This window comes from Martelella lutilitoris, from assembly GCF_016598595.1.
Lineage (GTDB): Bacteria > Pseudomonadota > Alphaproteobacteria > Rhizobiales > Rhizobiaceae > Martelella > Martelella lutilitoris_A.
The window spans coordinates 4,067,777-4,080,074 of sequence record NZ_CP066786.1 but is presented as its reverse complement, the minus strand read 5'-3'; the positions used below and the strand labels follow the sequence as shown (position 1 = coordinate 4,080,074).

Here is a 12,298-nt window from a genome sequence, read left to right as displayed (position 1 = left end):
TGATCGGGAGGCGGCCTTCAGCCGGGTGATGGCGGCCGGCTTTGCCTGTCTCAAAAGAGTCCCGGAAACGGCCCTGTATATCTTGACTTCTGGTGCAGACCGGAAAGAATGGTTTGAAAGCCTTTCGGGAGGAACAAATGGCCCCAATCAAGCTCGAGAACGTTTCCAAGAGTTTTGGGAACGTCAATGTTATCAACGATATCTCTCTTGCGGTAGAGGCCGGGGAGCTGATGGTGTTCCTCGGGCCCTCGGGTTCGGGAAAGTCGACGCTGCTGCGCATGATCGCCGGGCTCGAGACGATTGATGACGGGGCGTTGATGATCGATGGCGTTCGCAGCGAGAAACTGGCGCCCGGCCAGCGCAATGTTGCCATGGTTTTCCAGAACTATGCGCTTTATCCGCATATGACGGTGCGTGACAACATGGCTTTCGGCCTGCGCAATATCGGCATGAGTGCGGATGCGATCGCCGAGCGCGTTCAGGAGGCGGCCCGCATGCTCGAAATGGAGGAGTTGCTTGACCGTCGTCCGGCCCAGCTTTCCGGGGGGCAGCGGCAGCGTGTCGCCATCGGCAGGGCGATCGTGAAGGAACCGAAGGCCTTTCTGTTTGACGAGCCGTTGTCAAACCTCGATGCGGCGCTGCGTGTCAGGACCCGCGTCGAGCTTGCCCAGCTGCACAACCGCATGAAGGCGACGATGATCTATGTCACGCATGACCAGACCGAGGCGATGACGCTCGCCGACCGGATCGTGGTGCTCAACAATTGCCGGATCGAGCAGATCGGCACGCCGATGGAAGTCTACCTGCGTCCGGCCTCGCGTTTCGTGGCCGGTTTTGTCGGCTCTCCGGGGATGAATTTCCTGAAGGCCGATCTGTCGGGAGACGGAGCGCATACGGTGCGCATCAACGACGGCTCCGTTCTTGAAATCGATATCCCCGAAGTTGCGGCCGGGCAGTATGAACTGGGCATACGTCCGGAATCCGTCCAGGTCGTCAGGGACGGCCAGGCGGCCGTCACGACGGCCACTGTCGGCGTGGTGGAGCGGCTTGGCGAACGGACGCTTCTCTACTGCACCCTCGCCGACGGCACGGAGCTGATCGCGACCGACAGCGGCCGGACCGAGGTCAAGACTGGCGACACGGTGCCGCTCGCCTTCGATGCGACGGCATGTCATCTCTTTGACGAAGCGGGACGCGCGTTCCACGTCCACTGACCGGCAAAGGGTCTGAGAAAAACAAGGCGCCGCGGCGGATACGCCCGCGGCGTTTCGCGTGCGGCCAGAGGAGAGAGGCGGGACCGCGTCTTTGTCTGATGGCCCCGGCCGAGCCCCGCCTCTCGACGCGCGAAATCGCCGGGACGGGCTTGCCTTCCGCGCCCGACCTTTGCGGATGTCGCCCCATTGCCGGGCGGCGGCGTGGCATGTCCTGCGATCGCGTTTTCATTCCGGCCAGGATGAACGGCTTCGTCGAATAATCGGATTCCGCCTTTCCCGACGATCTACCCCTTGATGCCGGCGGATAGCGTGATGGCCTGGGTCACCTTCCGCTGGAAGACAAGATAGGCGAGGGCGACGGGGAGGCCGGCCAGAACGGCGGCGGACAGTTCGCGGGCGTAATACACCCCGAAGGCATCGTTCACCTGGGTAATGCCGACGGTGATGGTCATCATTTCCGTCTTCGTCACGGCCAGGAACGGCCACAGGAAGGCGTTCCAGGACCAGATGAAGGTCACGATCGCCAGTGCGGTCGTCACGCCCCAGTTCATCGGCATGTAGATGCGGGTGAGAATGCGCCATTCGGAGGCGCTGTCCATGGCCGCCGCCTCGCGGAAATCCTTCGGGACGTTATCGAAGAACTGCTTGTAGACGATGATGACCACTGGATGGATCAGCTGCGGAAGAACGATGCCGGCCCAGGTGTTGATGAAGCCGAAGCGGGCCATCAGCTCGAAATGGTTCACGATCAGAACCTGCATCGGCACCATGAAGCTTGCGAGGATCAGCACCCACAGGACCTTGCGGAAGGGAAATTCGAGTTGCGAGATGGCGTAACCGCAGAACATCGAGGATCCGACGGTCAGAACGGTGATGGCAACCGCCGTGACGATGGAGTTCAGGTACCAGATGCCGATCTGTGTCTGCGTGAGCGCGAAGTAGTAGTGCGAGAAGGTGAGCGTTTCCGGCCAGAGCTCGATATAGCGTCGCACGACCTCGTCTTCGGGCTTCAGCGAGGAGATGACGCCCCAGTAGAGCGGGAAGGCCCAGACAACGGCGATGAAGACGGTCAGAAGCGTGATCGCCAGGCCGGCAATGTTGAGGCGCCTTGCTGTTGTCGCGTGCATCATGCCCTCCCTTTCGAAAGTCGCGTCAGCTGGAAGTTGAGAACGGAGACCACGATGACGAGGATGAACAGGACGACAGCCGCAGCCGCGGCACGGCCGCCCTGATCATACTGGAAGGCCCTCTGGAACACATAGTAGACGAGAACGAGGTTGTCGTTCGGCCGGCCGCCGGTCGAAAACAGGTAGACCTGATCGAAAATCTTCAGCTGCGAGATCAGTTGTATGGTCAGCACCAGCGCTGTCACCGGCCACATCAGCGGCCAGGTCAGCCGGCTGAAGGTTGTCAGGCGCGACGCATTGTCGAGCGCGGCCGCTTCGTAGATCTCGGCGGGTATTGCCCGCAGCCCCGCCAGAAACAGCAGGATCGAAAACCCGGCGGTCCACCAGATCGTGATCATGGCGACGGCCGGCATGAACCACACGGTCGACTTGAATACCGGCACCCGCTCCATGCCCAGGAGATCGAAAAGATACATGGCAATGCCGAACTGGAAATTGAGCGTCCAGTCCCAGATGAGGTAGACCACCGAAACCGGCAGAATATAGGGCAGGAAGAAGAGGGCCAGGATCAGCGCCTGCAGCCTGCCCTTGAGCCGGTTGATGCCGAGCGCGATGCCGAAGGCCACCAGCGTTCCGGGAATAACGGTGAGGGCGACGAAATAGGCGGTGTTCCAGAAGGCCGTGTTGAAGCGCCGGTCGCCCCATAGCCGCGTGTAGTTGTCCAGGGCGACATAATCGCCGCCGCCGATCAACGGCGCGTCCTGAAACGAGGTGATGAACATCCGGATCGTCGGGTAAACGAAGATCAGTCCATAAATGACGATGAACGGAGCGACCAGCAACAGGGCGACGATCGCTTCATTCCGTTTGTTGCGGAGCATGGGGGGCCTCAGATCACGTTAGGCTGACGTGGGAACCGCCGGCGGCGTCGCCGGCGGTTCCGAGTGATTACTGCAGGTCGTTCAGCTCGTATTTGATTTCTTCCACCGCTTCGGCCGGTTCCATTTCGCCGTTGAGCGTCGGCACGAAATAGGTGGACATGACGTCGTAGATCGGACCCGCCACGCCGGCCAGCGGCGATTTGGGATCAAAGATCATGTTTTCCGTCAGGCTCGAATAGGTCGCGTTCGGTTCCATGGTCTGGTACTCGTCAGACTGCGTCACAGGTCCGTAGGCCGGAATATGGCCGGCGGTTGCCCAGAACAGCGAATTCTTGGCCATCCACGAAATGACCTCCAGAACGGCAGCCCGCTTCTCCGGGCTCATCTCCTTGCCCGAATTGGCGGGGATTGCGAAGGTGTGGCTGTCCGCATAGGTCGAGGGATGGTCGAAGATGACCGGAAGCTCGACAGCGCCCCACTCGAACAGTTTTCCCTGATCCTTCAGGTCGATCATCGTCGGAACTTCCCAGACGCCGTTGATCATCAACGGCGATTCGCCGGAGGTGAACAGGGCGACGGTCGCGGGATAGTCGGTATAGGTCGTCTGCAGCCCCTCATTGGTCCAGCCCTGCAGCGCCGCGAGCGCATTTTCGAGCTTTTCGGCATTGTCTCCGGCGAGGAACTCGCCGTCGGTCATCAGTTCGCCGTCCTGCTGGCCCATGAAGGAATAGATGGTGCGGAACATGAAGGTGCCGTCCGCTGTGGTCGAGGCGAGCGGATATTCGGACCCGGCCTCCTTGAGGCCCTTCAGCGTGGCTTCGAAGCCTTCGCGGGAATCGAGACCCATGGGCTTGCCGTCCTCGGACAGAAGCCCGGCCGCCGCAAGAGCGTCCTTGTTATAATAGAGAACGATCGGGTGCGTGTCGAAGGGAACGGCGTATTGCTTGCCGTCCACGGTCACCGCGTCCCAGGTCGAAGGGGCATAATCGGCCTCGGAGAGGCCCATTGCCGACCAGTCGTCCGGCGTGATCTCCTGAAGGATGCCCTGGCTGACGGCCAGCGGAATGCGGCTTGCGTGGTAGGTCATGATATCGGGGCCTTCGCCGATCGCCGCCGAGGTCCGGACCTTCGAGTAGAACGGGGTGCCCCATTCCAGCGTGGTCGCGTCGATGGTGATCTCGCCTTCGTGGTCGGCATTGAAATCGGAGATCAGCTGCTTCATGCGAATGCCGTCGCCGCCGGAAAGGAAATCCCACCACGACACTGTTTCCTGGGCCTGAACCGGGCCGGCCAGCACCGCCGCCGCGATGATCGCACCCGAAGCCACACCAAGCATTTTCGACATTTTCTTCTCCTCACTTTTCAATGCGGCCTCCCGCCGCACGGTTGAAAACTCCGACGCATCGCATCCCGTGCAATGCGTCTGCCGGGCGCCGCCACGCCAATGCCGGCATGATGACGGCCAAGCGCATTCTCAGTCGTCCTGACGGCCGGGACGCCGCTCGGTCCGAACCGCCGAACGCCTCCGGCCTTCACCTTTCCGAGGCGTCCGGTCCCGCCGGATGCGCTTCGGGGATGCCGCGCGGGGCCGCATCCCGCCACTTCGCCCTTGCCTAAAGCGTCACGCGGATCATCGAGTAGGAGTAGGGCGGCACCGTCAACGAGACCCCGCCATTCGTCAGGGTCGCGCCATCCTGTTTCACCGGCTTCACGTTTTCCGGATTGTCCTTCGTGTTCACCGCCTCGAGATTCTCGTGCTTGATCAGAGTGTGCTCAACAGATTTGGCTTCGCCAAACCGTTCCAGCGCCAGGTCGATGGTCATCGGCTCTTCCCCATTGCGGTTGACGGCGAAGAAGGTCAGCGTGCCCGCGTCGTCGTCATGGACGCCCGCAATGTCGAGATAGGAGACATCGGCAGCAACATCGGCATTGTAGCGCGCGCAGTCGACATCGAGAGCGAGCGCCGTGCCCCTGCCGAAACAGGAGGCAAACTGGAAGGGATAATAGATCGTCTGCTTCCAGGCCGCCCCGCCCGGCTCCGTCATGATCGGCGCGATCACGTTCACGAGCTGGGCGATGCAGGCGATGCGCACGACATCGGAGCGCCGGATGAAGGTATTGAGAATGCAGCCGACCTGAAGAACGTCCTCGAAATTGTAGACATCCTCAAGCAGCACCGGCGCGTGCGGCCAGTCCCATTCCTTCATGCGTTTTTCGTCTGCTTCCCGCTCATGATACCAGACATTCCACTCATCGAAAGATATTTTCACATCTTTCTTCGAGCGTTTCTTCGCCTTGATATAGTCGATCACGCCGCTGACCGAACCGATATAGCGGTCGAGCTTTTCCGGAAGCGCGAGATATTCGCGCGTGTTCTTCTCGTAGTTCATGAAATACATGTGCAGCGAGATATAATCGACCTGGTCATAGCTCTCGTCGAGAACCGTCGCCTCCCATTGCGGGAAGGTTGGCATGTCCGAATGGGAGGAGCCGCAGACGACCAGTTCGAGCTTGTCATCGAAAGACCGGATCGCCTTGGCGGTCTCATTGGCGAGATGGCCATACTCGGCCGCCGATTTGTGGCCGACCTGCCAGGGACCGTCCATCTCGTTTCCGAGGCACCAGAGCTTGACGTTCCAGGGGTCGGCCTGACCGTTCTTGCGGCGCAGATCAGACCAATAGGTGCCGCCCGGATGGTTGACATATTCGACAAAGTTGCGGGCGGCATCAAGGCCGCGCGAGCCGAGATTGACGGCCAGCATCATTTCGGTGTTGGCGGCCTCGGCCCATCGGGCGAATTCGTGAATGCCGACCTGGTTGGATTCCGCTGTCCGCCAGGCGAGATCGAGCCGCGTGGGACGCTCGCTCTGGGGGCCGATCCCGTCTTCCCAGTTGTAGGCCGAGACGAAGTTGCCGCCGGGATAGCGGCAGATCGGCGTGTCGAGCTGACGCACGAGATCGATGACGTCACGGCGCATGCCGTTTTCGTCTGCGGTGGGATGTTCAGGCTCATAGATGCCGGTGTATACTGCGCGTCCGAGATGCTCGAGGAACGAGCCATAGAGGCGTGGATCGATCGTGGAAATGGTGAAGTTCTTGTGCGCGGTAACGCGGGCCTGCATGGTGTCTCCTCCGCAATCTAATTCTTGGTATAAACCAATATTTATGGATAATAAAGACCTGATCGAAACGTTCGTCAAGCCGATTTTTTGCGGGGCGGATATTTTCCGGGCGTAATTTTCCGGCCTTCTATTGGGTGGTCAGGCGCAGGACGATGTCCTGGTCGTAATTGCCGAAACCCTTGCCGAAGATGTTGACCCCGCCGGGATGGCGGGCGTCCTCGCGCACGCTGATCGACAGGCGGATCGAGTGGTGCCGGTCAAGCTGAAGGTCGGCGAGGCAGACATCGGATATCCTGATTCCATCGACATAGGACCCGGAGCCGGAGACGCGGAAGCGCTTCAGCATGCCGTACTGCGAGCCCTTCAGCTTCCACCAGTCCGGCGTGAACGAGCCGCGGCGGTCCCCGTAGTCGCCCGGCGATGTCCAGTGGCCGATGTCGATGCCATTGACGGTGATCGTGATGTCGGAGGGCCAGTCCGGGTTCGTCCCCGGCGTTTCGGAGGAGAGTTCCATCGAGAACTCGATCTCCGTGACATCAAGGTTCGCGAGCCGGGCATTGTTGGGAAACTGGTATTCCACGGTGCCGCGGGTGAACCAGATCAGCCCGGCCTTCATGCGCGCCGGATCGAGAAACGAATCGGGCACGTCGAGCAGCCCGATAATGCTCTCATCGGTGCAGAGTCCGCATGGCGCGCTGACATCGAAAGCGGTGTAGAGGCCGACCGGCATCGACACCTCGATACCGTCCTCGCGGCGCTCTTCCGCCGCCTCGCCGAAAACGATGGCGATCTCGTCATAAATATTGGTGCAAAGCTTCTGGCTTCCCTTGCGCGCCCGCTGGCTTTCCGTGCGGATCAGCCCTGCCTCTTCCAGCAGCTGCACGCTGAGGGAGACCGTTGACTGCGGCAGGTCCAGACTTTCGCCGATTTCCTTCACATTGAGCGCACCCTTGCGGCGCAACAGTTTGAGCACGGCGATGCGCGCGGGCGCGGCCAGCCCCTTGATGACCTGGAAATCCTTTTCAGGATCGACGACGAGGAAATTTCTTGGCATGGGTGTTCACTGCTGGAAGGCCGTTGTCAGAAAAGTTTCATATCAGGATTCTTGGCATGGTCAAACGCCGCCGTTTCCGCTCCTGCCGGCCTCCGGAGCGGAAACGGCGGCAGCATCCCCGCGCTCGCATTCCGGGCGGCAGATCGTCGCGCGCTTACGGCCGGCGAAGCGGGGCCCCTGGAATTGCCTTGTTCCAGCGGATGTTCGCGGCCGGCACTCGCCGCATCGTTCGCCGAGGCCGGCGGTTCAGGCAGAAGGTCAGAGAAGTCGGCGTTTCCGTCCGCTCGGGGAGAATGAAGGCGAGTGCCCAGGCCACACCCGTTCGGCAAGCTGCCGTTCGGAACCGGCCGCCCGGCAGCGACGTTGTTTCACGATTGTGTTCATGCGACAGGCCGATTAAAACGGGCACGCCGCAGCTTTGTTCATCCCGCGGGGCGGCGACGATCGTTCGCAGACGGGCCGTTTGTCACTTCCGAGATCGCGAGCACCTCGGGAGCGAGGGACTGAATATCAACACTTGCTTCCAGGCCGGAAAGCGGAACGGAAAGTTATGATCGCGCTCATCGGCGTTTCCCCTGCCATCGCGGCGCTTGTGCTTCTGGCGCTTCTTTTCGCCGCCTTCACGATCGAAAAATACCCTCCCGATGTGACCGCCGTCATCGGCGCGGCGCTGTTCATCGTCCTTGGCCTTGTGCCGGCGGATGACGTGATGGCCGTGTTTTCAAGCTCTGCTCCGATCACGATCGGGGCGATGTTTGTGGTTTCCGGGGCTTTGCTGCGCACCGGCGTGCTGGATGCGCTTGCGGACTTCATTGTCGAACGGGCCAAATCACACCCTGTCCTTGCCATTGTGATCTTCATCATCATCGCGGCATCGGCTTCCGCCTTCATGAACAGCACGCCGGTTGTTCTTGTTCTCATACCGGTTGTCGTCCGCCTGGCGGCCAGTCTGAGCATGGCGCCCACGCGATTGCTGATACCGCTCTCCTACACGGCGATACTCGGCGGGACCTGTACATTGATCGGCACGTCGACAAATCTTCTGGTCGCCGGGGTGGCGCAGCAGAACGGACTGGATGCTTTCTCGATTTTCGAGATCGCGCCGGTCGGCGTCATCTCGGCGATCGTGGGCGGCGTGTCCGTTTTTGTCCTCGGCAAATTCCTGCTGCCGCACCGGGATACGGATCAGACTGTGGGCAATGAGGAGACGCCGTTTCTGTCCGAGGTCACCGTGCTGTCCGATTATGCCGGGGCTGGCAAGCGACTGTCCGAGGTCAGTGATTTTCAGCGCTCCGGCATCCGGGTGACGGGCATAAGGCGCGGAAGCGAGATCGAACGAAGCGATCTCCCCGAACACATCCTTCAGGAGGGCGACGCCGTGATCCTCATTGCCCCGACATCCGAGCTCCTGACCTTCGAAGAACTGGCCGGCCTGCAGGTTGGCCTGCGGCGATCAGTTCTGTTGGAACCCGATGCCGAAATCCGTGTGGCAGAGGTCATCGTGTCGCCTTCACGCAGAAGCTCGGGCAGGCGCATTGCGGATCTCGCGCTCGGGCGGCGTGCCGGCATGCGCGTCCTTGGCGCCTATCGAGCCAGCCATGTGGCAGGTCCGGACCTGCCCAACGTTCAGTTGCGTCCGGCCGACAAGCTTCTCCTTGAAGGCACGTCGGAAGGGTTCGCTGACCTGTCGAGGGTCGGCGACGTCGTTTCGGTTACGGAACCCGGCGGCCGCGCCTTCCGGCGGCGACAGGCGCCGATCGCGGTCCTGACCCTGGCCGGCATCGTCAGCCTTGCCGCATTCAACGTTCTGCCGATCGGGATTCTCGCCCTTCTGGGTGTCGCGGTCATCCTTGCGCTGCGCTGCATTGACAGCGACGAAGCCTGGCAGACCATCGACGGATCCATTCTCGTCCTGATCTTCGCGATGCTGATCGTCGGCGCCGGCTTGGAAAACAGCGGCGCCGTGGAACTCGTCGTGCGCATGCTGAAGCCGTGGCTGGAAAACCTGTCGCCGATGCTGATGCTGCTGGCGGTCTATTTCGTTGGCTCCGTCCTGACGGAAACCGTCACCAACAATGCCGTCGCGGTTGTCTACACGCCGGTTGTCATTGCGCTCGCTACCCAACTCGGTCTGGATCCCCGGCCTTTTGTCGTCGCCGTCATGTTCTCCGCCAGCGCAAGCTTTGCGACGCCGATCGGCTACCAGACCAATACGCTTGTCTACGGCGCCGGCAACTATCGGTTCAGCGACTTCCTGAAGATGGGAATCCCGATGAACATCATCGTCGGCCTGACGTCCGTCTTCGCGATCGGCCTCTTCTTCCCCATGTGAGTGCGCCTCACTGCAGCGGCCGGCGCGTTGCGTCACCTCGAGAAACCCTGGGTGAAGGGGTGGGCTAGCCAGTCCCTTCCGCAGGCGGTCAGAAGTCCGGTCACCGGTCCCGTCCCGAGCCGTCCCGTTTCGCCTGCAGGCGGGGCGCGCGGCTCGGGCTTTTTCGCGCCGGTCAGGCTTGCCTAGAGCATTTCGCAGTCAGATGGAAACATCTGACGTTCGGGAAAATGCGTCAAAACAAGTAGATAGAGCGGATTCGCGTTTCCGGCAAAGGCGGAACCGCTCTAATCGGCCTTGTAGTAGTCGTCGCCATAATTGGCCGCATAGCCGTAACCGTAGCCATAGCTATAGCCATAGCGCTTGAAGCCTTTCGGGTCGATCTGGTTGAGGACAAGGCCGCCGATCACGTCGCGCGAGAACAGGCTCATGGCTTCCTCGACCTGCTGGTGATGGGTCGAATCCCACTTCACGACGAACAGGACGGCATCGACGAACTGGCTGACGACACGGGCATCGGGCACGATCAGGACGGGAGGCGTGTCAATAATGACGATGTCATATGCCTCGCGCGCCTCTGCCAGCAGCCTTTGCATGCTTCCCGAAGTCAAAATGTCGGCTGCATTCGCCTCCGTCTTTTCGCCGAAGAGTATATCGATCCCGTATTCCGCACGGTGCGAAACGGCGTCCTTTAGGCTTGTGTCTCCGGTGAGGGCGGAGATCAGGCCGGTGCCGCTGTTGTTTTTGCCGAAATACTGTTCGAGCGAACGCCGGCGCAGGTCGCCCTCGATGAGGAGAACGCTCTTGCCCATGCCGACGAAATTCAGCGCGAGAGAGGCGGCTATGGTCGTCTTGCCTTCGCCCGGTATCGAAGAGGTCGTCATGAGAAGCTTCGGCGGCTGGTCGATATTGCCGAGCAGCACCGAGGTTCTCAGGTTGCGAATGGCCTCGGTAACGGGCGATGTGGGGTTTTCCAGAACGTAGCTGAGCACGCCCTTCCTGTTGCGGCTGGCGATCAGCGGTATCTGCCCGGTCACGCGTATGCCCGTAAACTGTTCCAGTTCCTGGGAAGAGCGGAAGGTCCGCTTGCGCAGTTCGAGCAGAAGCACGATGCCGCTTCCGAGGGCGAAGCCCAAAAACGTGCTCATCAGCACGATCAGCTTCTTGTTCGGCTGGGATGGCTCCAGCGGCACGACGGCATAGGACAGGATCCGGCTATCGGACTGCTGGATGCCTTGCTGCGCCGAAGTTTCCTTCAGCCGGGCGAGAAAATATTCATAAAGGGTGCGATTGGCTTCCGCCTCGCGCGTCAACTGTTCCAGCTCGACGAATGCCTCGCTTTCGGTCTGGATCTTTTCTTCCAGCACGTTCTCAGAGGTGCGCAGCGTGTTGAGCTGGGAATCCGCTTCCGAAACGGAGCGCCGGGCGCGCTCGACGAGCGAATCGAACTGGGCATCGAAACGGCGGGCCGCGTCGGGGTCGGTCTGTGCCCGGACCGCGAGACCGTCGAGCAGGCTGTTGTCAGCGATGGCTGCCTTTTCGGGATAGGTTTCAGCCGAAGAGACCTGGGCGAGAAACTGACTTGCCTCCTCGGCATCGCGTGACGTCGCTTGAATCCGGTCCCGCAATGATCTCAGCTGACGTTCGAGGCCGGACAGGACGTCAGGCGAGATCATCGGCGTGTTCGTCTTGAACTCCTTGACGGCGTTCTCCGATTTCTGGAGGCTCAGCCTCAACTCGCTCACCTGGTCGCTCAACCAGTCGATCGCCTGCATGGTCGCGTCGCGTTTGACGTCAATCTGGCTCTGAACATATTGCTCGGCCACGGCATCGGCGAGCCGGGCCGACTTTTCCGGCTCTTCGGTGCGGGCCGTTATCCTGAACGCCGTGGTGTTGGGCACGACCAGAACCGAATAGCTTTCCAGAACATGATCGATCACCTGGTCTCTCAGAAGGCTTTCGGAGAGGAGCTCCTCATCGGCCCCGAGGTTGTTCCCGGCCGGCAGGAATGACGTGATCGTATCCTTTATCCGGTCCGCCAGGTCCGGCTCCTGCAGCGTCGTGTTGAATTCCGGGTCGGACATGAGATCAAGCTCATCGACCACCTTGCCGACAAGAATGCGGGACCGCATGACTTCGATCTCGGTCTGAACCACCGTTTCGTCGTTTGTAAGCTGGCTCAGGACACTGGGCAGATCGACGATCTGCTCCGACTGGCTGTTCAGCATCACGACGGAGTTGGCGCTGTAGATCGGCGTCGTGAGCATAATCGCGTAATAAACGCCGAAGCCCGCAAAAATGGCGGTGACAAATGCAATGATGAACTTGCCGCGCCAGAAGACCTGAAAGAGTTTTCCGAGGTCAATTTCGTCGTCGTCGTTAAGGTTTTGAATTTGATTCATATCAGCCCGTTGTTTTTTCAAGGCGCTCTGTAGGCAAAAAGTGAGGCGAACCCTAGGGGATAAAAAAGATTTCCCGAAAAATAAACTTGTCCAAACGAAAATGATCCTAGCCGCCGTGCGGGCGAAAATCTAGATGGGAAGTGGCCTGAGAAATCGGAACGGCCGAGAT

The 12,298-nt window shown here is 60.6% G+C and carries 8 protein-coding genes; 2 read left to right on the top strand and 6 right to left on the bottom strand.

What is annotated here, in order from left to right:
- Positions 1-137: 137 nt before the first annotated feature.
- Complete coding sequence (locus tag JET14_RS19275; RefSeq protein WP_200335691.1) at positions 138-1,214, top strand: ABC transporter ATP-binding protein; 1,077 nt, start codon at positions 138-140, stop codon at positions 1,212-1,214.
- Positions 1,215-1,498: 284 nt separating this feature from the next.
- On the opposite strand, the gene JET14_RS19270 is transcribed toward JET14_RS19275, so the two are convergent.
- From JET14_RS19270 to JET14_RS19250, 5 genes are all read right to left on the bottom strand, one after another.
- A complete protein-coding gene (locus tag JET14_RS19270) occupies positions 1,499-2,341 on the bottom strand; it encodes a carbohydrate ABC transporter permease (protein ID WP_024709955.1) in 843 nt (280 codons plus the stop codon).
- The gene (locus JET14_RS19265; RefSeq protein ID WP_200335689.1) at positions 2,341-3,222 is read right to left on the bottom strand and encodes a carbohydrate ABC transporter permease; all 882 of its coding nucleotides are present in this window, start codon (positions 3,220-3,222) and stop codon (positions 2,341-2,343) included. The genes JET14_RS19270 and JET14_RS19265 overlap by 1 nt, the downstream gene beginning before the upstream one ends.
- Positions 3,223-3,289: 67 nt before the next feature.
- Positions 3,290-4,558, bottom strand: a complete 1,269-nt coding sequence (locus JET14_RS19260) for an extracellular solute-binding protein (protein WP_200338173.1) — start codon at positions 4,556-4,558, stop codon at positions 3,290-3,292.
- Between the two features lie 277 nt (positions 4,559-4,835).
- Positions 4,836-6,344, bottom strand: coding sequence for an alpha-N-arabinofuranosidase (locus JET14_RS19255; RefSeq protein WP_200335687.1), 1,509 nt, complete (start codon positions 6,342-6,344; stop codon positions 4,836-4,838).
- A gap of 127 nt (positions 6,345-6,471) precedes the next feature.
- Positions 6,472-7,398: an ArsR/SmtB family transcription factor gene (locus JET14_RS19250; protein ID WP_200335685.1), complete on the bottom strand. Its 927-nt coding sequence runs from the start codon at positions 7,396-7,398 to the stop codon at positions 6,472-6,474.
- A gap of 550 nt (positions 7,399-7,948) precedes the next feature.
- Between JET14_RS19250 and JET14_RS19245 the strand changes: the two genes are divergently transcribed.
- Positions 7,949-9,730, top strand: coding sequence for an SLC13 family permease (locus tag JET14_RS19245; RefSeq protein ID WP_200335683.1), 1,782 nt, complete (start codon positions 7,949-7,951; stop codon positions 9,728-9,730).
- A gap of 284 nt (positions 9,731-10,014) precedes the next feature.
- Here JET14_RS19245 and JET14_RS19240 read toward each other — a convergent pair whose 3' ends face one another.
- Positions 10,015-12,129 (bottom strand): GumC family protein, encoded by a 2,115-nt coding sequence (locus tag JET14_RS19240; protein WP_200335681.1) that lies wholly within the window; start codon positions 12,127-12,129, stop codon positions 10,015-10,017.
- Between the last annotated feature and the right edge of the window lie 169 nt (positions 12,130-12,298).

Bases quoted from the DNA above. Each gene is read 5' to 3' on its own strand.
- JET14_RS19270 (WP_024709955.1), bottom strand. From the start codon at position 2,341: ATGCACGCGACAACAGCAAGGCGCCTCAACATTGCCGGCCTGGCGATC.
- JET14_RS19240 (WP_200335681.1), bottom strand. From the start codon at position 12,129: ATGAATCAAATTCAAAACCTTAACGACGACGACGAAATTGACCTCGGA.
- JET14_RS19250 (WP_200335685.1), bottom strand. From the start codon at position 7,398: ATGCCAAGAAATTTCCTCGTCGTCGATCCTGAAAAGGATTTCCAGGTC.
- JET14_RS19255 (WP_200335687.1), bottom strand. From the start codon at position 6,344: ATGCAGGCCCGCGTTACCGCGCACAAGAACTTCACCATTTCCACGATC.
- JET14_RS19265 (WP_200335689.1), bottom strand. From the start codon at position 3,222: ATGCTCCGCAACAAACGGAATGAAGCGATCGTCGCCCTGTTGCTGGTC.
- JET14_RS19275 (WP_200335691.1), top strand. From the start codon at position 138: ATGGCCCCAATCAAGCTCGAGAACGTTTCCAAGAGTTTTGGGAACGTC.
- JET14_RS19260 (WP_200338173.1), bottom strand. From the start codon at position 4,558: ATGCTTGGTGTGGCTTCGGGTGCGATCATCGCGGCGGCGGTGCTGGCC.
- JET14_RS19245 (WP_200335683.1), top strand. From the start codon at position 7,949: ATGATCGCGCTCATCGGCGTTTCCCCTGCCATCGCGGCGCTTGTGCTT.